This is a genomic window from Nonomuraea glycinis, assembly GCF_014646515.1.
Classification (GTDB): domain Bacteria; phylum Actinomycetota; class Actinomycetes; order Streptosporangiales; family Streptosporangiaceae; genus Nonomuraea; species Nonomuraea glycinis.
Genome location: NZ_BMNK01000002.1, coordinates 708,917 through 729,741 on the forward strand (window position 1 = coordinate 708,917; position 20,825 = coordinate 729,741).

General features: G+C 71.9%; 20 protein-coding genes. 13 read left to right on the top strand and 7 right to left on the bottom strand.

All coding sequences use genetic code 11. From position 1 onward, the window contains the following. The first annotated feature begins 9 nt into the window (after window positions 1–9). The 6 genes from IEY87_RS08580 (at window position 10) to IEY87_RS08605 (ending at window position 7,281) form a co-directional block, all read left to right on the top strand. Window positions 10–1,125 carry an ATP-binding protein gene (locus IEY87_RS08580; protein WP_189137931.1) on the top strand — a complete coding sequence of 372 codons (1,116 nt, stop codon included), beginning with the start codon at window positions 10–12 and terminating at the stop codon, window positions 1,123–1,125. Beyond that, window positions 1,122–3,881 (top strand): DUF5682 family protein, encoded by a 2,760-nt coding sequence (locus IEY87_RS08585; protein WP_189137932.1) that lies wholly within the window; start codon window positions 1,122–1,124, stop codon window positions 3,879–3,881. Before IEY87_RS08580 ends, IEY87_RS08585 begins: the two co-directional genes overlap by 4 nt. A 160-nt stretch (window positions 3,882–4,041) precedes the next feature. Further along, window positions 4,042–4,596 carry an RNA polymerase sigma factor gene (locus tag IEY87_RS08590; RefSeq protein WP_189137933.1) on the top strand — a complete coding sequence of 185 codons (555 nt, stop codon included), beginning with the start codon at window positions 4,042–4,044 and terminating at the stop codon, window positions 4,594–4,596. Beyond that, the gene (locus IEY87_RS08595; protein WP_189137934.1) at window positions 4,596–5,831 is read left to right on the top strand and encodes a hypothetical protein; all 1,236 of its coding nucleotides are present in this window, start codon (window positions 4,596–4,598) and stop codon (window positions 5,829–5,831) included. The genes IEY87_RS08590 and IEY87_RS08595 overlap by 1 nt, the downstream gene beginning before the upstream one ends. A gap of 83 nt (window positions 5,832–5,914) precedes the next feature. Then, a complete protein-coding gene (locus tag IEY87_RS08600) occupies window positions 5,915–6,571 on the top strand; it encodes a sensor domain-containing protein (protein ID WP_189137935.1) in 657 nt (218 codons plus the stop codon). A 44-nt stretch (window positions 6,572–6,615) separates the two neighbouring features. Next, complete coding sequence (locus tag IEY87_RS08605) at window positions 6,616–7,281, top strand: AIM24 family protein (RefSeq protein ID WP_189137936.1); 666 nt, start codon at window positions 6,616–6,618, stop codon at window positions 7,279–7,281. Between the two features lie 26 nt (window positions 7,282–7,307). Here IEY87_RS08605 and IEY87_RS08610 read toward each other — a convergent pair whose 3' ends face one another. Both IEY87_RS08610 and IEY87_RS08615 read right to left on the bottom strand, forming a co-directional pair. Further along, window positions 7,308–7,943: a response regulator gene (locus IEY87_RS08610; protein ID WP_189137937.1), complete on the bottom strand. Its 636-nt coding sequence runs from the start codon at window positions 7,941–7,943 to the stop codon at window positions 7,308–7,310. Next, window positions 7,940–9,079: a sensor histidine kinase gene (locus IEY87_RS08615; protein WP_189137938.1), complete on the bottom strand. Its 1,140-nt coding sequence runs from the start codon at window positions 9,077–9,079 to the stop codon at window positions 7,940–7,942. The genes IEY87_RS08610 and IEY87_RS08615 overlap by 4 nt, the downstream gene beginning before the upstream one ends. 112 nt (window positions 9,080–9,191) lie before the next feature. Here IEY87_RS08615 and lgt point away from each other — a divergent pair, with 112 nt between their 5' ends. Both lgt and IEY87_RS08625 read left to right on the top strand, forming a co-directional pair. Then, window positions 9,192–9,992 (top strand): prolipoprotein diacylglyceryl transferase, encoded by an 801-nt coding sequence (lgt, locus tag IEY87_RS08620; protein WP_189137939.1) that lies wholly within the window; start codon window positions 9,192–9,194, stop codon window positions 9,990–9,992. Between the two features lie 52 nt (window positions 9,993–10,044). Then, on the top strand, window positions 10,045–10,578 hold the full coding sequence (locus tag IEY87_RS08625) for a hypothetical protein (protein WP_225277705.1): 534 nt from the start codon (window positions 10,045–10,047) through the stop codon (window positions 10,576–10,578). Here IEY87_RS08625 and IEY87_RS08630 read toward each other — a convergent pair. Then, window positions 10,520–11,254, bottom strand: coding sequence for an alpha/beta fold hydrolase (locus IEY87_RS08630; RefSeq protein ID WP_189137940.1), 735 nt, complete (start codon window positions 11,252–11,254; stop codon window positions 10,520–10,522). The two genes, IEY87_RS08625 and IEY87_RS08630, sit on opposite strands and share 59 nt — an antisense overlap. A 6-nt stretch (window positions 11,255–11,260) precedes the next feature. Continuing rightward, window positions 11,261–12,520 (bottom strand): FAD-binding oxidoreductase, encoded by a 1,260-nt coding sequence (locus IEY87_RS08635; protein ID WP_189137941.1) that lies wholly within the window; start codon window positions 12,518–12,520, stop codon window positions 11,261–11,263. Window positions 12,521–12,649: 129 nt separating this feature from the next. On the opposite strand from IEY87_RS08635, the gene IEY87_RS46620 reads away from it, so the two are divergent. The 3 genes from IEY87_RS46620 (at window position 12,650) to IEY87_RS08650 (ending at window position 16,816) form a co-directional block, all read left to right on the top strand. Beyond that, complete coding sequence (locus tag IEY87_RS46620) at window positions 12,650–15,391, top strand: ATP-binding protein (RefSeq protein ID WP_263652749.1); 2,742 nt, start codon at window positions 12,650–12,652, stop codon at window positions 15,389–15,391. A 15-nt stretch (window positions 15,392–15,406) separates the two neighbouring features. Then, window positions 15,407–15,985 carry a TetR/AcrR family transcriptional regulator gene (locus IEY87_RS08645; RefSeq protein WP_189137943.1) on the top strand — a complete coding sequence of 193 codons (579 nt, stop codon included), beginning with the start codon at window positions 15,407–15,409 and terminating at the stop codon, window positions 15,983–15,985. A gap of 75 nt (window positions 15,986–16,060) precedes the next feature. Then, on the top strand, window positions 16,061–16,816 hold the full coding sequence (locus IEY87_RS08650; protein ID WP_189137944.1) for an SDR family NAD(P)-dependent oxidoreductase: 756 nt from the start codon (window positions 16,061–16,063) through the stop codon (window positions 16,814–16,816). A gap of 55 nt (window positions 16,817–16,871) precedes the next feature. Here the strand turns inward: IEY87_RS08650 and IEY87_RS08655 are convergent, their stop codons facing one another. Together IEY87_RS08655 and IEY87_RS08660 are read right to left on the bottom strand one after the other, a co-directional pair. Further along, a complete protein-coding gene (locus IEY87_RS08655) occupies window positions 16,872–17,555 on the bottom strand; it encodes a GAP family protein (protein WP_189137945.1) in 684 nt (227 codons plus the stop codon). A gap of 109 nt (window positions 17,556–17,664) precedes the next feature. Continuing rightward, on the bottom strand, window positions 17,665–18,207 hold the full coding sequence (locus tag IEY87_RS08660; protein WP_189137946.1) for a TetR/AcrR family transcriptional regulator: 543 nt from the start codon (window positions 18,205–18,207) through the stop codon (window positions 17,665–17,667). Window positions 18,208–18,267: 60 nt separating this feature from the next. Here IEY87_RS08660 and IEY87_RS08665 point away from each other — a divergent pair, with 60 nt between their 5' ends. Together IEY87_RS08665 and IEY87_RS08670 are read left to right on the top strand one after the other, a co-directional pair. Further along, window positions 18,268–19,293 carry an NADP-dependent oxidoreductase gene (locus IEY87_RS08665; RefSeq protein ID WP_189137947.1) on the top strand — a complete coding sequence of 342 codons (1,026 nt, stop codon included), beginning with the start codon at window positions 18,268–18,270 and terminating at the stop codon, window positions 19,291–19,293. A gap of 156 nt (window positions 19,294–19,449) precedes the next feature. Beyond that, window positions 19,450–19,890, top strand: coding sequence for a hypothetical protein (locus tag IEY87_RS08670; RefSeq protein WP_189137948.1), 441 nt, complete (start codon window positions 19,450–19,452; stop codon window positions 19,888–19,890). 80 nt (window positions 19,891–19,970) lie between these two features. Here the strand turns inward: IEY87_RS08670 and IEY87_RS08675 are convergent, their stop codons facing one another. Then, complete coding sequence (locus IEY87_RS08675) at window positions 19,971–20,762, bottom strand: hypothetical protein (protein WP_225277706.1); 792 nt, start codon at window positions 20,760–20,762, stop codon at window positions 19,971–19,973. Between the last annotated feature and the right edge of the window lie 63 nt (window positions 20,763–20,825).

Sequence of the window (20,825 nt, forward strand, 5' to 3'; positions counted from 1 at the left end):
ACCCTGGAAATGACCGACGAGATGCTGCGTGCCCCCGCCGAGGTCAAGTACGCAGAAGAGCTCGACTGGCTGGAGTCGATCGACGACGGCCCCAAGCCGTTCTCCTGGCGGCTCAGCCCGCGCATGGTCCGGCTGTTCGTGCTCGGCTCCGAGCGCTCCGACGGCCTGGACCGGGAGATCCCGCAGAAGTGGTTCGGCGACCGCAGCTTCGTCGAACGCAGTATCGTCACCCTCGCCTCCGACCGTGGCCTGCTGCTGATCGGCGATCCGGGCACCGGCAAGAGCTGGCTCGCCGAGCTGCTGTCCGCCGCCATCTCGCGCAACTCGACGCTGGTCGTCCAGGGCACGGCGGGCACCACCGAGGACCACATCAAATACTCGTGGAACGTCTCCATGGTGATCGCCAAGGGCCAGTCGCGTGACTCGATGATCCCCTCGCCGATCATGACGGCGATGGAGGGCGGCGTGATCGGCCGCTTCGAGGAGCTCACCCGCTCGACCAGCGACGTGCAGGACGCGCTGATCTCCATCCTCTCGGAGAAGTACGTCTCCATCCCCGAGCTGGACGACGACAACATCGTCTTCGCCCAGCCGGGCTTCTCCATCATCGCCACCGCCAACAGCCGCGACCGCGGCGTGAACGACCTGTCGTCGGCGCTCAAGCGGCGCTTCAACTTCGTCCGCATCCCGGTCGTGACGAACAAGCGGAGCGAGGCGGAGATCGTCCGCTTCCGCACGGTGGAGCTGCTGCGCCGCCACCGCATCGAGCTGGAGCTGCCGCCGACGCTGCTGGACATCCTGCTGCAGAGCTTCGCCGACCTGCGCGCCGCGGCCGCCTCGGCGCGCAGCGACGACGAGAAGCTCGAGTCGGCGCTGTCCACGGCCGAGCAGATCGGCGTGCTGGAGGACGCGATCCTGCACAGCAACTTCTTCGGCGACCGCACGCTGCGCGCCGAGACGCTCGCCGGCTCGCTGGTGGGCTCGCTGGCCCGCCGCCAGCCCGAGGACCTGGCCATCCTCAACAAGTACTGGCACGGCGTGATCGAGCCCCGCAGCAAGAAGGACGGCGGCGAGTGGGTGGACTTCCTCGAAGGCGGCCGCCAGGCGATCGCCACGCTCTCATGACCCAGAGCCCGTTCGCCGCCCTGCGCGAGCAGTTGAGCGACGCCGCGGCGGCCTTCGCCGGCACGCCCGGCGCGCTGTCCGGCATCCTGTCGGGCATGGTCGACGACGTCGACCGGGCGCTGGGCGAGCAGCTGGAGATCTTCCCGGTGTGCCACCACTCGCCCGGCTCGGCGCTGGCCATGGCGCGGCGGCTGCGTGACAAGCAGCCCGAGGTCATCTACCTGGAGCTGTGCGAGGACCTGCGGCCGGTGCTCGACGAGCTGCGCAACTGCCGCCTGCCGGTGTCGCTGCAGGCGTTCGCGACCGAGCTGGACGGCTTCCCGGACGCCTGGGGGCCGCTCAGCGTCGTCGCGCCGATCACCGAGGCGTCCGCCGAATACCAGGCCATCGCGTACGCGCTGGACACGCCGGGCGTCGAGCTGGTGCTGGTGGACCGCTCGGCGGACCACGTCTTCCAGTGGTCACCGCAGGAACAGCCCGACCAGCCCGCCGACGCGGTGGGCATGGAGATCGGCGACCTGCGTCCGCGCTTCGCCGAGCTCGAAGAGCACCTGCTGCACCACGGCAAGGTCCGGCACTGGTCGGAGTGGTGGGACCAGTACGTCGAACAACCGCTGGCGGGCGCCGACTACGACACCTACCGGCAGGTCATGGTGCTGATCGGCAGCCTGTTCAGGCGCCTCGGCCCGGACGACGCCGGGCGGCTGGCCCGTGACGAGGACCGCGAGCGCTACATGTGGACGCGGATGCGCGAGCACCTCGCCACCTCCGGCGCCGACCCCGAACGATGCCTGTACGTGTGCGGCGCCTTCCACGCGGCCAGCCGGGTCGAGGAGTTCGGGCTGGCGGCGGAGCGGACGGAGTTCGCCATCACTCCCCGCACCGCCACCACCTGGCTGTACGGCATCGTCCCGGCCAGTCACTCGGCCATCGAGGAGCAGTTCGGCCTGGCCGGCGGCTCGGTGTCCATCGCCGCCGCGACTTTCGCCAAGGCGGTGTCGCGCGGCGGCGTCAAGCCGTACCAGCTCAAGGAGCACGCGTCGAAGCGCCCGGCGCGGGCCCGCAAGGCGGCGTCGCCCGTCCGGCGGGAGCCGCTCGCCGACCGGCTGTCCGGCTTTCTGTCCAGGCCGCCGGTCCTGGACGAGCTGGACGAGGCGGAGCTGCTCGGCTGGAGCGTGGACATCGTCCGGCTGGCCCGTCGCAACGGCTACCTGGCCAGCACCGCCGACGCCATCGCCGTGTTCGAGACCTCGATCCTGCTGGCCGGCATGCGCAACAGGGCGCGGCCCACCCCGTACGACTTCCAGGACGCCGCGGTCACCTGCATCGAGAAGGACACCGTGCCGGGCCGCCGTGACGTGCGCCGCCTGTGCGAGATCCTCCTCGGCGGTGACCGGATCGGCGAGGTCGGCTACACGGCGATGCCGCCGCTGGCCCAGGACGTCTACGACCGGCTCGCGCCGCTCGGCTTCGACCTGAAGAAGCGCGCCGTGCACCGGGCGCTGCTCGACCTCAACGCCGACCCCGCCCTGGCGCCCTGCTCGCACCTGCTGTGGATCCTGCACCGGCTGCTCCCCGACGGAGCCGTACGGCCCATCATGGGCAGTCGCCGGCTGGGTGAGCGGTCCGTCCAGGAGAGCTGGGACCTGGCGCTCGGCCACCACCAGCGCGCCCTCATCGAGCTCGGCTACGAGGGCGTCACCGTCGAGCAGGTGCTGGAGCAGCGGCTGCGCCGCCGCGTGTGGGACCCCAAGGCGACCGCCGCCGTCGCGCTCGAAGCGGTCGAGGACGCCATCGTGTTCCTGGGCAGCCGGCGCCTCACCGAGGAGCTGGGCGCGCGGGCGGTCGAGTTGCTGGCCGCCGAGCGCACCGTGGACGACGCGCCCGACGTGCTGCGCGGGATCCGCAGGCTGCTGGCCCACTACCGCGCGACCGAGCCCGCCCTGCCCGACTGGTGCGAGCGCTTCGTCACCACCGGCTACGCGCACTACTGCACCCTGCTGCCGAGCGCCTTCGTGGCCGAGGACATCGGCGTCCGCCAGGTGGCCGCCATGCTCGGCTTCCTGTCCTCGATGGAGGGCCTGGCGCTGTCCCTCGGCTGTGACCGCGCCCAGCTCGAGCTCGCCGTGCGGCAGTCGCATCCGGAGACCCCCGGCAAGGTGGCGCTGCTGTGGGGCGCGCAGTTCCGGCTCGGCGTGCTGCCGCTGGCCGAGCTGCGCGAACGCTGCGACGAACTGCTCGCCAACCCGCTCGTCATCCCGTCGTTCCCGCAGTACATCAGCGGCTTCGTCCAGGCGCTCGAACCCGCGCCCGCGCTGACGCCGTTCGTGGTCGAGGTCATCTCCAACGCGTTCGCCCGGCTGCCCGACGAGGTGCTGCTGCCGTGGCTGCCGATGCTGATCACCACTCTGCGCCAGGAGGCGCCCGAGCTGGTGCCGGTGCTCGTCCGCGAGGCCGGGCGCACGTTCCCGGGCACCCTGGCGGCCGTGGACGCCTGGGTGCCGCCGTGGACGGCCCGGCCCGCGCCGCGCGCCGAAGCCCGGCCGGTCGTCGCCGGCGGGCCGGTGGCCGAGCTGCTGGCCGCGCATCCGGCGGCGATCGACGCGGTGGCGGCGCTGCTCGGCTGCGAGGGTGGCTGGCAGCCGCTCGGCCAGGCCGTCCCGTCCGGCTCCGGGCCGGCGGGCGCACTGCTCACGCGGCATCCCGCCACCGTGACCGCCGTCGCGGAGCTGCTGGGTGGAGGCGCCACCTCCTGACCGCCCCGGGGCTGCTGGGTGGAGGCGCCACCTCCTGACCGCGCCCCGGGACGCGCCTGCGTTCCGGGGTCTGAGGGGCTGTTCGGCGCATCCGTCGGTTTGTCGTGAGAAAAGTTGATGTGTGGTGGTAATCCTGGGGCGCCCGGGAGGACTACTGCATGTGAACGATCCCGAAGAACGATTCACCGAGCTCTACGACCGGCACTATCGCGCCGTGCTCGGCTACGCGTTGCTGCGGGCCGAGCGCGGCGTGGCCGAGGACGTGTGCAGCGAGACGTTCCTGATCGCCTGGCGGCGGATCGGCGAGTTACCCAGCCTCGAGCTGCCCTGGCTGCTCGGCGTCGCCCGCAACCTGCTGGCCAAGCAGCGTGACTCGCGGTTCCGGCTGCGGGCGCTGCTCGACCGGGTCGCCGCCCTCACCACCGAGCGGGACCGGGTGAGCTGGGACGTCGCCGAACACGTCGTGGACAGGGACCTGGCGCTCGCCGTACTGGCCGCGCTGCCCGAGCAGGACGTGGAGGCGATGGCCCTGGCCACCTGGCACGGCCTGCCGCCCGAGCAGGCCGCCGCCGTCATGGGCTGCTCCACCCGTACGTACAGCGTCCGGCTGCACCGCGCCCGCAAGCGCCTGGGCAGGGCGCTGCACACCCAGTCGAGATCGGCCACGCCCCACCTCCGGACCGCCGCACCGCAGCGGTTCGTCGAGGAGGCCTGATGCCGAGCATCCCCGAGGAGGACGACATGAACGACCGCACGTTCGCCCAGCTCAAGCCCCAAGGGCTGGACGAACTGACCGAGGAGGCCTACCAGCGCCGCCGCTCGGCCGATCTGGCGGCCGCCTTCGCCGCCCCGCCCGCGCCGGTCGCGCGGATCAGGCGCGGGCGGCCGCTCATCCTGGCGGGCGCGCTGGCCGCCGGCGTGGCCGCCACCGCCGTCGTCGTCGTGCCGGGGCTGACAGACTCCGGTACGCCCCCGCAGGCCGCCCCCACGACCGTCTCGCCCACCGCCTCCAGCACCCGCCCGGCGCAGAGCCGCAAGCTGGACGCCCACACCGTGCTCCTCGCGGCGGCCGAGAGCGCCACCCGGACCCCGGCGGACTCCGGCCGCTACTGGTACGTGCGCGACCGGACCGTGCAGCGGCTGCACAACGTCGAGAGCGAGTACGTCGCCAAGGTCAACGCCCTGGTGAAGGAGTACAAGCAGCGCCAGGAGGAGCTCAAGGGCAAATCCGGCGAGCTGAAGGCCGCCGAGCGGGAGTTGAATCGGGAGCTGACGAAGCTCAAGAGCGCGACGCTGCCGTACAACGCCTACCTCTCCGACACGTGGGAGTCGTGGCGGCCACGCGAGTCGGGCATGAAGCACCGCACCGAGCGGGGACGTGAGAAGGAGATCTCCTTCGCCTCACCCGCCGACGAGGAGATGTGGCGGCAGGCGGGCAGCCCCGATCTGCGCCCGAAGGACGCGGGCAACCCCGAGGACAACGACGACATCGAGCGCGTCCTGTCGATCAGCAACCCCACCCTGAACATGCGCAACGTGGACGAGCTCCCCACCGAGCGGAAGGCGCTGGAGAGCCGGCTCCGGCAGTTCTACCGGCAGCAGCCGGGCGTCAAGGAGGCGTTCTCCGTCTACCTGTGGCAGACGAGTGTGGACCTGCTGGGCGCGCCGATCACGCCGGGGACGCGGGAGGCGCTGTTCAGGGTGCTGGCGGGCCAGCGGGACATCGTCTCGCAGGGCGAGGTCACCGACACGGCGGGGCGCGCGGGGGCCGCCCTGACGACGAAGGAGACCACGCCCGAGGGTGAGCGGATCGAGTACCGGCTGATCATCGATCCGGACTCCGCCGAGCTGCTGCAGTACGAGGTCGCGGACGCGGACAAGCCGGCGTCGCTGCTGCGGGTCACCCTGGAGGAGACCGGCTGGGTCGACCGGATCGGCGAGCGGCCCTGACCTGAGCGGGTAGGGCTCGCCCTACCTCAGCACGCCCGTGAGCGGGAGAGACCCGGAGCTCTTCCGCTCCTAGCGTTGCGGGTATGACCTTCGTGCACCGTGTCGCCGCCGACAGCCGCTATCTCCTGCTGTCCTTCCCGCTCGCCCTCATCTCCTTCAGCCTGATCGTGACCGGTCTCGCCTTCGGGCTGGGCAGCATGGTCGCGTTCATCGGCCTGCCCGCCCTGGCCGCGACCGCCCTCGTGGCCCGCCGCTTCGCCGACGTCGAGCGGGCCGCGCTGCCCGGCGTGCTCGACGCCCCCATGGAACGGCCCGACTACGCCGAGGCGCCGGTGTCGGCAGGCTGGTTCCGGCGCGTGATGAACCCGCTGGCCAGCGGCCAGGCCGTCATGGACCTGCTGCACGCCATCATCGCCTTCCCGGTCGCGGTGGTGGGGTTCGTCGTCACCGTCACCTGGTGGGCCGGGGCGATCGCCGGGCTGATGTCCCCGCTCTACGCGTGGTTCCTCGCCGACCTCACCGACTCCCAGAGCCTGCCCAGCCTGCTCGGCCTCGGTGACAGCCCGGTGCTGGCCGTGGTCTTCAACATGGCCGCCGGCGCGCTGTTCGCGGTGACCGCGCTGCCGGTGCTGCGCGGCGCCGCCCTGACCAAGGCCGCCATCGCCCAAGCGCTCCTGACCCGGCCCAGCTACCCGCAGCGCACGATGACCACGCGCACCCCCGCCACCGGCCTGTACTGAGCTCATATCGTGGAGGGTCCGGAACACTCTCGAAAGGGTCGAACGTGCGCAGCTCATTCTTCGGCAACCTGGACGCTCAGCAGCTCCCCGCCGGTTTCGCCCTCCAGAACGGCAAGATGCTCCGGGTCCAACTCCCCGACGAGGTGCTGGCCAAGCAGGGCTCGATGGTGGCCTTCCAAGGCCAGATGGACTTCGACTACGAAGGCTCCGGCGGGATCGGCAAGCTGTTCAAGAAGGCCATGACCGGCGAGGGGGCGTCGCTGATGCGGGTGCGCGGCCAGGGGCTGCTCTACCTCGCCGACAACGCCGACGACATCCACCTGTTCTACCTGGAGAACGAGGGCCTGACCGTCAACGGGCGCAATCTGCTGGCCTTCCAGCCGCAGCTCACCTGGGACATCCAGCGGGTGCAGGGCGCCGGCATCGCGGCGGGCGGGCTGTTCAACACCACGCTCAACGGCACCGGCTGGGTGGCCATCACCACCCACGGCACTCCTGTGCTGCTCGACGCCGCCGCGATGCCGACCTACGCCGACGGCCAGTCCGCCGTCTGCTGGAGCACCGCCCTGCACGTCGGCGTCAACCGGACCATGAAGGCAGGCGCGCTCATCGGCCGGGGCAGCGGCGAGGCGATGCAGCTCGCGTTCAAGGGACAGGGGTTCGTCCTGGTCCAGGCGAGCGAGGGCGTGCCGGTCGTCCAGGCCTCCTAGCCGGCGCGCGGCGACCGTCAGGCCTCCTAGCCGGCACCGAGGCGGAGGATCCCCCGGGACACGGCGACCGTCACGGCGGCGGTGCGGTCGTCGACGCCGAGCTTGGCGAAGATGTGCAGCAGGTGCGTCTTGACCGTGGCCTCGCTGATGCACAGGTGCGCGGCGATGGCCTTGTTGCTCAACCCCTGGGCGACCACGCGGAGCACCTCGATCTCCCGCCCGCTGAGAGCGTCGCGCGCATCGGCCCGCGCCCACGACAGCACCCGGGTCGCGATCGCCGGCGACAGCGCGCTCTCCCCGCGCGCCGCCGCCCGGATCGCGTCGAACAACTGCTCGCGGCCGGCGTCCTTGAGCAGGTAGCCGATGGCTCCCGCGTCGATGGCCCGCGAGATGTCGCCGTCGGTGTCGTACGTGGTCAGGACGATCACCTTGGCGCCGGGGTCGTGCTCGCGGATCCGGGTGATCGCCGTCGCGCCGTCCATCTCGGGCATCTGCAGGTCCATCAGGGTGACGTCGGGCCGCAGGTCGCGGGCCAGCCGTACCGCGTCCGTGCCGGAGACCGCCTCGCCGACCACCAGCAGATCGTCCTGGGTGCCGAGCATCGCCCGGATGCCGTCGCGGACCACCGGATGATCGTCGGCGATCAGGACCCGGACGCTCATCGCGCCCCGATCGGCGCCACCGCCGGCAGACTGGCCACGACCGTGGCGCCCGCGCCCGGAGCGCTCTCCACGAGCAGGGTGCCGCCGAGCTGCTCCATCCGCTCCCGCATGATCGACAGGCCGTGGCCGGAGGCGGCCCGCTCGGGATCGAACCCGCCGCCGTCGTCATGGATGTCCAGCACGACCAGGCCCTCCATGTACGACAGGGTCAGCGTGACCCGCTCGGCAGCGGCATGACGGCGGACGTTGGCGACCGCCTCCTGCGCCACGCGCAGCAGCTCCGCCTGGACCTGGGCGTCCAGCGGCCGGAGCGTGCCGGTGATCACGGTGTGCGCCTCGATGCCGGTCTCGTCGGACAGCCGGTCGGACAGCCGCCGCAGGGCCTCCGGCAGGCCGCACTCGTCGAGTTCGCCGGGCCGCAGCGCCCCCACCACGCGGCGGCTCTCGGTCAGGTTCTCCCGGGCCGCCCGCAGCGCCTGGGTCAGGTGCTTGTTGTCCGGCAGCGTCGCCTGCGCCGCCTCCAGCAGCATCACCACGCTGGCGAACCCCTGGGTGAGGCTGTCGTGGATGTCGCGGGCCAGCCGCTGCCGCTCGGCCGCGACGCCCGCCCGCCGTTCGGCCGCCGCCCGCGCCTCCTGCGCGGCCTGCAGCTCATCGATGAGCCGCTTGCGCTCGGCGCTCTGCCGGGCCACCGCGTTGAAGTAGCCGACCGCGGTGGCCGCGCTGATCGCGATGAGCGCGCTGATGGCGATCTCGGTCCAGGTGATCGTCCCGTTCGCGTGGAACCGGTGCCACAACCAGCCCCCCGCGCACGACACCACCGCGACCAGACCGACCCGCACGGCGTCCATGCAGTACGGCACCAGCACGCTCAGCCCGACCACCAGGAAGGAGGAGTCGACGGCGAACAGCCCGAGCCAGAGCAGCCCGCCGCCCAGCACGTAAGGCACCGGCACGTCGCCCGAGGGCGGCGAGCGCAGCACGAACCACACCGCGTACCAGGCGGCCAGCCCGGCCACCAGCACCACCGGGAGGACCTGGCCCGCCTCCATCAGCGCGCCGCCCGAGGTCAGCACCAGCCACGAGGCGAAGAAGGCGTGCTGCCACCGGCGCCGCGACCGCTCCCAGGACTCCACACCGCTGACGATAATCAGCCACCCGTCGGCTCGGCATCAACCAGTCGACTGATCGTGAGATCGGCGGACCGCTCGATGCGGGCGTGGCCGTACCGGAACCAGACTCGACGGCGTGACCGCCATCCCCAGCCCGTCCCAAGCCGTCTGGCACCTCGGCCCGATCCCGATCCGCGCCTACGCCCTGCTGATGGTGCTCGCCGTCCTCGTCGGCGCCTGGGTGACCCACCGCCGCTGGGTCGCGCGGGGCGGCGAGCCCGGCGCCGTGGGGGACATCGCCACCTGGGTCGTGCCGTTCGGCCTGGTCGGCGCCCGGATCTACCACGTGGCCACCGACTGGCAGCAGTACTTCGGCCCCGGCATGGAGCCGCTGCGCGCCTTCGCGATCTGGGAGGGCGGGATCAGCATCTTCGGCGCGCTCGCGGGCGGCGCGGTGGGCGCCTGGCTGGCCTGCCGCCGCAGCGGCATCGACCTGCGCGCCTTCGCCGACGCCGTCGCCCCCGGGATCGCGTTCGGGCAGGCGATCGCCCGCTGGGGCAACTGGTTCAACCAGGAGTTGTACGGCCGGCCGACCACGCTGCCCTGGGCGCTGGAGATCGACCCCGCCCACCGGCCGCCGGGCCTCGCGGCCACGGCCACCTACCATCCGACGTTCCTGTACGAGTCGCTGTGGAACCTGGGGGTGGCCGGGTTCGTCCTCTGGGCCGAGAAGCGGTTCGGGCTCGACCGCGGCCGGACGTTCGCGGTGTACGCCGCGGCCTACGCCACGGGCCGGGTGTGGATCGAATGGCTCCGCATCGACCCCGCCCCCCACATTCTCGGCCTGCGCCTCAACGACTGGACCGCCCTGCTCGTCCTCGCCGCCGCGCTCGTCTATCTGACCGCCACGCGCAGGGCCGACGGTCCTCCTCGCTGAGGCCAAGTCACCTGCAAGCCAACCGTCAGGTGGCGCTCGGCATCCTTGCCCGATGAACGACTTCGAGATGGTGGTGCCCGCCGGCCGGGGAAACCCCGGACCCGGGCCGGTCGGCAGGATCATCGTCGTCCTGCTCTGGCTGGTGGTGTGCCTGGCGCCGGTGGCGCTGTCGGTGCCGGACTTCGAGCTCGCCCTGGGCAGGACCGGCACACCCGGGACGCTCACCGTGGTCTCCTGCGCGGCGCTGGGCGAGGGCAGGTACGACTGCCGCGGCCGGTTCGTCCCGGATTCCGGCGCGCCTCCCGTCCTGGTGAAGGCATCCCCGGACTCGCGGGCGGGCGACGTGACCCACGCCCGCCTCACCCCCGACGGCGACCGCGCCCTGCCCGACGGGGTGCGGGGCGTGCTGGCAGCCGCCACGCTGCCCGCGGTGGGACTGGGCGGACTCGGCTTCCTGCCGTACGTGATCATGTACTGGCTGGGAGTACGGCGCGGCCGCAGGGCGGCGGTGGTCGCCGGCTCCGCGATCACCGCACTGGGAGCCACCGGGATGCTCGTCGGCATGGTGGCTGCGTACTCGTCGTGAAGAACTCGGCCAGGTGGGGGGCGAGGGTGGCGGGTGCCAGAGGGGACACGGACCGGTGGCGGCCGTCCGGCAACAGCCTCGCCAGGTGCTCGCCGTCGAAGGCCGAGCCGTCGGCGGCGGAACCGGCCGGGGGCTCATCACAGGTCGGGGGCTCGTCCAGGACCAACGTCGGTATCGAGACGCACGACCACCGGGCGGCCATGACCCCCGTGCCCAGCGGGCCAGGGGCGGCCGTGACCCCCGTGCCCAGCGGGCCAGGGGCGGGCGTGAATCGTGTGACGGGGAGGTCGGGGGCGGCCGGGTGGGTCAGCGGTGTGTGCGGACGTGCTCGCGACGTCGGGCCGCAGAGCGCCAGCCGGGTGATGCCAGGCAGGGTGCGGGCCGCTTCGAGGGCCAGGACGGCGCCGGAGCCGAGTCCGGCCAGGGATACCGGGCCACCTGCCGAGGCGATGACGGCCTCCAGATCCTCCACCTCGCGGGCCAGTGCGTACGGCGCGGTGTCGCCGCTGTCACCGGTGCCCCTGCGGTCATGATGGAAGACGGTGAAGCCCGCCGCCAGCAGGCCCGCGAGCCGTCCGGCCACTCCGGGAGCCCCGCCCACCAGCACGATCGCCGGCCCCGCGCCGTACCGGCGGAACGCGATCGAGGTCCCGTCGCACGATCTGACCATGGCCATGGCAGGTCACCGGGGCGCGATGTTGTGGTTGAGCCGGAACACGTTGCCGGGATCGTATGCCTTCTTCACGGCGGCCAGTCGCGTGTGGTCGCCGGGTGTGTAGGCGTCGCGCACCCTGGTGCGGTCCGCCAGGAAGTTGAGGAACGTGCCGCCGGTGCCGTGCCGGCCGAGCGCCTCGGCCAGACCGGGCGAGTGCTGGTCGACGATGACGGAGAAGGGCGCGTCGCGGTGCCCCACGGGGCCGGCGTCCGGCCCGGGGGCGGCCATCGCGCCGCCCCAGTGCCTGATCTCCACGGTCGCGTGCGCACCCGTCGCCACCAGTGTGCCGATCACCTCGTCCGGCAGCGTGTCGAAGAAGTCGAGGTAGCGGGCGGGGGTGCCGCCCATCGCCGCGTCGGCGTACCGGATCGTGCGCATCTCGTCCACCAGCGCCGGACCCGCCGTCTCCCACAGCGGCCGCAGCACCTGCCTGCCGCGCTCCGGCGGCCCGGCGTACATCGCCTTGATGCCGAGCGCCCGCCGGCCGTCGGGCAGGCCGGTCAGCATCACGGCGGTGCTGACCTCGTCCGGCGCGGTCGCGGCCCAGTCGCGGTAGCGGGCCAGCGTCTCGCCCGCCACCTCGTACGGGAAGTAGGCGATGCCGGCGTGGACCTGCGCCACCGGGTACAGCTTGAACTCCAGCGACGTGACGACGCCGAAGTTCCCGCCGCCGCCCCGCAGGGCCCAGAACAGGTCGCCGTGCACCTCCGGATCGGCCGTCACGACCTGTCCGCCGGCGGTGACCACCTCGGCGCTCAGCACACTGTCGGCGGCGAACCCGTACCGGCGCGACAGCCACCCCACCCCGCCGCCCAGCGTGTAACCGGTGACGCCGACCTGCGGCGAGGAGCCCGACAGCGGCGCCAGGCCGTAGGGCGCGGCGGCGGCCAGCACCTGGCCCCACCGGACGCCCGGCCCCACCCGGGCCACCCGCCTGGCCGGGTCGATCTCGACCGTGTCCAGCAGCGACGTCCTGAGCAGGATGCCGCCGTCGGACGGCACGTGCGTGCCGTGGCCGGTCGCCTGCACGGCGAGCGGCAGGTCCCGCGCGGCGGCGGCGACCACGGCGGCCCGTACGTCGTCGCGCCCGGCCGCCTCGGCCACCATGACGGGCCGCGCGTCGACCGCCGGGTTGAGCGACTTGCGCCCGTCTTCGTACCCTTCGTCGCCCGGCAGATATACGGCTCCACGGAACGCGTCGATCCTGTTCACGACCAGCTGGCTCATTGTTTCGTCCCCTTGTTCTCGGCTGAGATCAGCTTCCGTGGGGAGGGACATCACGGGCATCCGTGCTCACTACGGATTCACCACGGAAAAACCACGTACGTCCGTGGGTGGGCGATGATGTGGCGTGTGATGGTGTCAGGCGCGGGTGGGGTGTCGCGGCGTGAGGCGGAGGTGCTCGAAGCACTCGGCGCCCGGCTGACGAACGCGCAGATCGCGAGCAGGTTGCACATCTCGATCCGCACGGTCGAGAGCCACGTCTCGTCGCTGCTGCGCAAGCACGGCGTCGCCGACCGGCGGGAGCTGGCGGCCCTCGCCGAGGAGGAGGTGGGGGCGCCGTCCGGGGAGGTGGCGGGCCTGCCCACGGCCCGTACCACGTTCGTGGGCAGGGACGCGGAGCTGGCGGCGATCGTGGCCGCGTTCGAGTCGGCCCGGCTGGTGACGTTGGTGGGGCCGGGCGGCGTCGGGAAGACCCGCCTGGCGGTGGCATCGGCGGGTTCTTTCTCCTGCGGTGGGGCGTTCGTCGACCTGGTGCCGGTGCGTGACGCGTTCGTCGCGGAGGCGGTGGCGGCGGCGCTCGGGGTGTCCGAGCGGCCGCAGCAGCCGCTGGAGGACGCGATCGCCGACCGGCTCGGCCGGGACCGGGTGCTGCTGGTCCTGGACAACTGCGAGCACCTGCTCGACGCGGTGGCCGCCTTCGTGGACCGGCTGTTGTCGCGCTGCCCCGGCACCCGTGCCCTGGTGACCAGCCGGGAGCGGCTGGGCGTGCCGGGCGAGCGGGTGGTGCCCGTGGCGCCGCTGCCGCTGTCCTCCGACGCCGTACGGCTCTTCCGCGACCGCGCGACCGCCGCCGACCCCGCCTTCGCCGTCGACGCGGGGGAGGCGGCGGAGATCTGCGCCCGGCTGGACGGGCTCCCCCTGGCGATCGAGCTCGCCGCCGCCCGCAGCGCCGCGCTCGGGCCCGGCGGGCTCCTCGCGGCGCTCGACGACAACCTGCGGCTGCTGGCCGGCGGACGCGGCGGCGACCAGCGGCACCGCTCGCTGCGCGCCGTGCTCGGCTGGAGCCACGACCTGCTGGAAGAGGACGAACGTACGCTGTTCCACCGCCTGGCGGTCTTCACCGGCGGCTTCGACCTGGACGCGGTCACCGCCGTGGTGGCCGGTGGTCGCGCCGAGGTGGCCGACGTCCTGGGCAGGCTGACGGGCAAGAGCCTGGTCGCGCACCAGCGTGACGCCGGCCGGTGGCGGCTGCTGGAGACGGTCCGCGCGTTCGCCGCCGAACACCTCGACGACAGCGGCGAGCGCCCCGCCCTCCAGGAGCGCCACCTGCGCTGGGCCGCCACGACAGCCGAAGCCCTGACCCGCCGCGCGACCTCGAAGAGCCCGGACGACGGCTGGCGCGACGCCTTCGACGCGGTGGCCGACGACCTGCGCGCCGCACTGACGGCCGCACCAGGATCCGAAGGGGTGGACCGGGACGAGGCCGCGCATCGGCTGGCTCGGGCGCTGGCGGCTCTCACCTATGGGCGCCGGTTCCTGAGCGAGGCGCTGGCGCACTACCGGCAGGCGGCCAGGCTGGCGCCGGGGCCGCGGGAGGCGGCACGTGACCTGGCTGACGCCGCTGAGTGCGCGCTCGCGTACGCCGATGCCGGGCAGGCGGTCGACCTGCAGCTGGCCGCGGCCGAGCAGGCGGGGGCGGCCGGGGACGGTGACGCGCGGGCGATCGCGCTCGCCCGCGCCGCGGTGATCGCTAAGCGTCACTCGGGCTTCGGCGTGGGCATCAGCGTGCCGAAGGAACGCCTGGACACCCTGGCGGAGGAGGCGGCGGCGGCCGGCGATCCGGACGACCCGTACGTGGCCGCTCATGTGGCGGCGGCCGTCGCCTGGAGCGGTGGGGACGCCTTCGCCGGCGGGCCGGTCCTGGCCGAGCACGCCCTGGCGGCGGCGCGCGAGACCGGCGACCCCGTGCTCGTCAGCTCCGCCCTGGACACGGTGGCCTCGGCGGCGGCCCGCCGGGGGCACCCACGGGAGGCGTTCCGGTGGTCCAGGCAGCGCCTCCCCCTGCTCGACGCGATGGACCGCGCTGACCCGCGCTCGGGCATCGAGATCGTCGACTCCCTGCACGCGGCCACGGTCCACGCCATCGCCGCCGGCGACCTGCGGCAGGCCCTGGACATCGCGGGCAGGGCGATGCGCGACGACGTCACCGGCAGCCGTCCCGCGCTCGCCGCCAGCAAGATCGTCCCGCCGCTGGTGCTCGCGGGTGACTTCAAGGAGGCGCTGGCCAGGGCCGCCGAGATGTGGGACGGCCAGGCGCGCACGGACAGCCCGCCGGGCAAGTGGATGACCCACGCGCTGTGCTCGGTGGCGCTCGCCCACGGCCTGCTCGGCGAGGAGGAGGCGTACCGGTCCTGGCGTACGCGGGCGCTGACGGTCGGGCAGCTCACCGTGTCGTCGCCGCAGACCTGTCTGATCGCGTTCGTGGACGCCCGCGTCGCCGTCCACACCGGCCGGTCCGTCAGGGACGTGGCCGAGCTGGTGGAGTGGGCAGCGGCCGGGTTCACGCCCGGTCAGTTCGACAGGTACGCCACCGCGGCCTGCGCCGAGTTGGCCGTCGTCGCCGGGCTCCCCGACGCCGGGCAGCGCCTGGCCGCGGCGGCCGAGGCCGGGCGGGAGAACGACTGGGCCGCCGCCTGCCTGTCCCGGGCCACCGGCAGGCTGTACGGCGACACCGCCGCCCTGGAGGCCGCCGTCGACGGCTGGGAACGCATCGGCGCCCGGTTCGAGCGCGCCTGCACCCTCGCCCTGCTGCCCGAGCGCGCCGACGAGGGCCGTGCAGAACTGGCCGCTTATTTGACCGAACGGTCTCGATAGCGTTAGCGTCGCGGCATGGCGAGGACCAAGGAGTTCGATCCGGAGGCCGCGCTCCAGCGGGCCCTGGAGCTGTTCTGGGAGCGCGGCTACGAAGCGACCTCGATGGCGGACCTGGTGGCGCGGCTGGGCGTCGCCAGGGCCAGCATCTACGCCACGTTCGGCGGCAAGCACGAGCTCTACCTGAAGGCGCTGGAGCGCTACCTGGAGACGGCGGACCCCGACATCATGACGGCCCTGTCGCAGCCGGGCCCGGTGCTGCCGGCGCTGCGCGCGCTGGTGCGGTCCTACGCCGAGCAGTCCGCGAGCGAGGACCGGCGCGGTTGCATGGTGGTGAACGCGGCGGTGGAGCTGGCGCCGCACGATCCAGCGGCGGCCCGGTTCGTCGAGTCGAGCTGGAGCCATCTGGAAACGGCGCTGACCTCCGCCCTGGTGCGCGCCCAGGCGCGGGGCGAATTGGCCGACGCCAAGGATCCGCGGGCGATCGCCCGGCTGCTGCTGGTGCTGCTGCAGGGCATGCGCGTGCTCGGCCGCACTTCGGGCGGCGGCCCCCGCCTGCGCGACGCCGCCGCACAGGCGCTCACTTTGCTCGACTGACCCCGCCGCGCGAGGTCAGCGACCCTCATGCCTTAATTCGAGATCGATCGTTCTTAATAGGAAGGATGCTCAACCATGCGATCCACCGACAAGGTCGTCCTCATCACCGGCGGCGCCGGAGCCATCGCCCGCGTCACGGCCCAGGCGTTCGCGGCCGAGGGCGCCACCGTCGTCCTCGCCGGCCGCGACCCCGCCCGGCTCGCCGACGCCGTCAAGGACATCCAGGCCGAAGGAGGCCGGGCCGACCAGGTCATCGCCGACGTGACCAGCCCCGAGGACAGTGCCCGCATGGTCGAGACCACCGTCCAGCGGCACGGCGGCCTGCACGTCGCCTTCAACAACGCCGGCATCATCGGCGACTTCGCCCCGCTGGCCGACCTCGACTCCGCCGCCTGGTCGGCCGTCATGGACGTCAACCTCACGGGAGTCTTCCTGTCGATGAAGTACGAGATCGCGTACATGAAGGAGCACGGCGGCGGCGCGATCGTCAACATGGCGTCCAACATCGGCGCGCACCGCCGCCTGGAGGGCCTGGCCGCCTACGCCGCCTCCAAGGCCGGGGTCAGCGCCCTCAGCCGCGCCGCCGCCCGCGAGTACGCCGGTGACGGCATCCGCGTCAACGCCCTCAGCCCCGGCGCCAGCGACACCGCCATGTCCTACCGGCCCGGTGAGACGACCGCCGACCGCGACGCCAGGCTCGCGCCGCACATCCCGCTCGGCCGCGTCGGCGACCCGGGGGAGATCGCCGCGGCGGTGCTCTGGCTGGCCGGCGCCGAGTCGTCCTTCGTCGCCGGCCACGACCTGGTCATCGACGGCGGAGTCACCGCTTGAACGATGCCGTCAGGTGGGGGTCGCCTGACCGAGGCCGTCAGGCTGACCGAAGCCGTCAGCTGGAGAACAGGTGTGAGGCCGCGTCCAGAGCCAGCCAGACGCCCACGATGGCCAGCGTCCAACTGACCGTCGACGCCGAGTGCTTGACCATCCAGGCCCGCAACCGCTCCAGCCTCGGCCCCAGCCACCCACCGGCCAGGCCGCGCAGGGCGAGCAGCACCAGCGGCGGCAGCACCATCACCAGCACGTACGCCGCGAGCAGCGGCACCCACTGACCGACGAGCAGGTCCAAGGTCGTCATCATGCCGATCGCCGCCAGATACGGCACCATGGTGGCGACCTCCAGCAGGCCGGCGGTCAGCCCCAGCAGCACCATCGCCCCCGGGCCGCCCAGCCGCGGCTCGAAACGCCGCTCGGGCTTGCCGAGCTTCTCCCGCCGTTTCGGATCGAACCGGTAACTCAACGCGAACAGCCCGACTCCGAGCCCGAGCTGCACCCAGTACGCCGCCTGGCTGCGGAGCACTTCACCGAAGTTATCCACAACTGTGGATAACCCCAGCATGAGCCCGACGCCCACGAGGAAGTAGAACCCCGCCACGGTGCCCAGGTAGATGAGCAGCCGCGACACCTGCCCCCGTCCGGAGGCCAGCAGAAGAAAGACGGGGATGCCCAGGGTCCCGAAGCTCGTGCTGTCGACGAGAGCCAGAGCGGCGAGCGCGAGCAGCAGGCCGGCGGTCATGAGCCGATCTTCCCGCCCGGCGCCGCCCCGCACATCCTGCCGGAGACCGAAGCCCCGTACCTCTTTGTGCTGACATCCCCGTACAACGGGAAGTTCGCCGGGGCGTCGGTCAGGACGAGGCTTTCGCAGCCGCCTTGATGATGGCCGCGACGTACTCCCTGCGATCATCGCCCGGGCTGAGTTGGTTGTGCACGATGAGCGCCGCCAGGCCGTGCCCGAGGGCCCACGCCCCGGTGAGAGCTTCCTCCGAGAAGCCAGGCAGCTGGTGTTGGAGGGCTTCGAGCGCCGCGCGGCCGGCGCGTGCGGGTTCCTTGTCCCCGCGCGTACAGGGGTAGCTGAACATCAGGCGGAACAGGCCGGGCTCCGCCTCGGCGAAGGCCAGGAAGCCCTCGACCAGATCGGTGAGAGCACCGTCCGTGGCCGGCATCGAGCCGAAGCGCTCGGTGAGCTCGCGATAGCCCATCGCGGCCAGCGCGGCGAGCAGTTCGTCCTTGTCGGCGAAGTGGCGGTAGGGGGCCGCCGACGACACACCGGCATCACGAGCGACGGAACGCAGGGAGAGGTCGGCCTCGCCCGAGCGTTCGAGCAGGGCGCGGGCGCTACGCAGCAGGGCATTCCGAAGATCTCCGTGATGGTACGGTGATGTTGACACTGATAACATCCCGTTGACTCGGCAATGTGAGCGTTGTCCACATTCTAACGGGAGGCCTGCATGCGGGCGTACGAGGTGACCCGGTTCGGTGGCCCTGAAGTGCTCCGGCTGGGTGAGCGGCCCGATCCGCCCGCCGCGGCCGGCGACGTGACCGTGGACGTTCGAGCGGTAGGACTGAACCCGATCGACCTGTTGCAGCGGTCGGGCACCCTCCGGTTCGCCAATCCGCCGCGCTTTCCCTTCGTGCCGGGGAACGAGTTCTCCGGGGTCGTCACCGCGGTGGGATCGAAGGTGACGTCTGTCGCCATCGGCGACGCCGTCATCGGCCGCACCGACAAGGCCCGGCTGGGCGCACTCGCGGAGCGGGTCACCATCGAAGCGACTCTCGTGGCCCCCATGCCTCGCTCGCTCGACTTCGCCTCGGCCGCAGCCGTCCCGCTGGCCGGCACGACCGCTCTCCAGGGCATCCGGGACGCCCTGTCGGTGCGGCCCGATGACCGACTGCTCATCACGGGCGGGTCCGGCGTCGTGGGCATGTTCGCCATCCAGTTGGCCGCACGCGTGGGCGCGCACACCGTCACCACCGCCTCCGCCGCCAGTGAACCGCTGCTCCGCAGCCTGGGCGCCGACGAGGTGATCGATTACCGGTCGCGTCCGGTGGACGAGAGCCTGGGCCGGTTCGACAAGGTCTTCGACCTGGTCGGCGGTGCGCAGACCGACACCCTCCTGACGTTGGTGTCGGCCGGTGGCCGTCTGGTCTCGGTGTCCTCGACGCCGACTCCCGGCTCCATCCGATACGACTACGCGATGAGCCCCTTGCGCGCCGCAGCCCTCGAAACCGTCCTGTGGATCGCCACTTTCGGGAAACGACGCCGTGCCCGAAAGGGAAAATCCACCTATCGCTTCCTTTCGATGCGGCCCAGCAGCGCGGATCTGAAAGAGCTCACCGCTCTCATCGACTCCGGTGACCTGGAGATCATGCTCGACAGCACCTACGACTTCGAGCACGCGGCGGACGCGTTCGCCCGAGTCGAAACCCGCCGCGCGAAAGGCAAGGTCGTCGTCACGGTGGGCGACACGGCCTGACGCCGCCGGCCCCGTACATCTTCGTGCTGACACCCACCACAACCCGGGCCGTACGGACGCACGGAGCGAACGGGACACAAGGCGGACGACAGGCCGCCGACCTCGAACCTAACGTCGGGCAGAATCCCGCCCCCGACACGCGGAGGTCCCCGTCTCATGAGAACCAAGGCCCTCGGCCTGTCGCCGATCGCCATCCTGGCCCTCGCCGCACTCGGCGTCCCCCGGGTGATCGCGCACGACCTGAGCCTGGTCGGCCCCACGGTCAACGCCCTGCTGGTCTTCCTGCCGATCGCCCTGTGGTTGGCCGTCGTTCTGTGGAAACGCGTCCCGAACTCGTTCCTCACCCTGCTGGCCATCGGCACCACCTACGGCGTCCTGCTCGGGCTCACCCACCAGGTGCTGTGGTCGCAGTCCTTCGGCGACACCCCGCCCACTCTTGGCGGTAACCTGGCAGGCACCCTGTCACCAGCGACGGAAGCCGTACTGCTCCGCACTTTCGCCTTCGGCAGCAGCCTGCTCACCGGCGTAGGAGTCGGCGCGGCAACGGGAGCAGTCTGCTGGCTCCTGTCACGCCTGATCCCCGCCCCACGACGCTGACGCCCGGCTGACCCGCATCATCCTTCAGATCAACGTACGTTGTCCCCGGTAGGGCCTTGTGAGCGCTTGCCCGGGTGGGGTCACCCCTGGGGAGTCGCTTCCTCTGTCTGTTCGCTCGACTCGTCCGCCCACACGTTCCGGCCGTTGCTCCACAGCTCGGAGGCGTGGTACGCGAACCGGTCGAACAGGCCGTCAGCCTGGTGCCGGCGTAGGTGGAGCATCGGCGAGTCATGGCCGACGAGCTTGGCCAGATGAGGGGTCACCAGCATCTCGGAGTCGAACCGGAAGACGCTCATGGCGATGTGCTCGTCGCCGTACCGTGCCTCCACTCCTGGGACGTCGCGTAGGTGCTCGATCTCCGACAAGGTGATCCTGATGCGCGTAGAGACGGTCAGGGGGACGTTCTCCACGGTTTCGCGGCGGCGGGTGACGTCGCTCTCCGGGTCGCCCAGGAGGAACCGGATCTTGCACCCCTGCTGGGCCTTCCGCTTGAGGACCTTGGCCAGATTGGGGTGCTCCAGCCACAGGAAATAATTCGTATAACCGGCGAATACGATCTCGCTGTCCGCCGCACTGATGAGATTACGCCAAATGGATTTCGGGCAAGCGGAACGATACGGATAAACGGTCAAGACTTCTCGGTCTGGACCTGTTTTCACCGTATTGCGAATAGCGTCTGGCCATAACACCGCTGTCTCAACTCCTAGTGCCTCCGCGGCGGACCATCGATGCCGCAGGTGCGGAACGCGGGCCTCGTCCTGCAACCAGCGTTCTACCGTCTTGACGTCCACTCCACACCGATCCGCCAGGTCTTGGCGGGTGACGTGCGCGTCAAGCATGGCGCGGCGTAGAGCGACATTGGTCACGTACACCTCGAAAGGCTGAGGACGTCAGGGACGTTTCGCAGCGTAACGCTGTAACGTCCTGGACGTCTC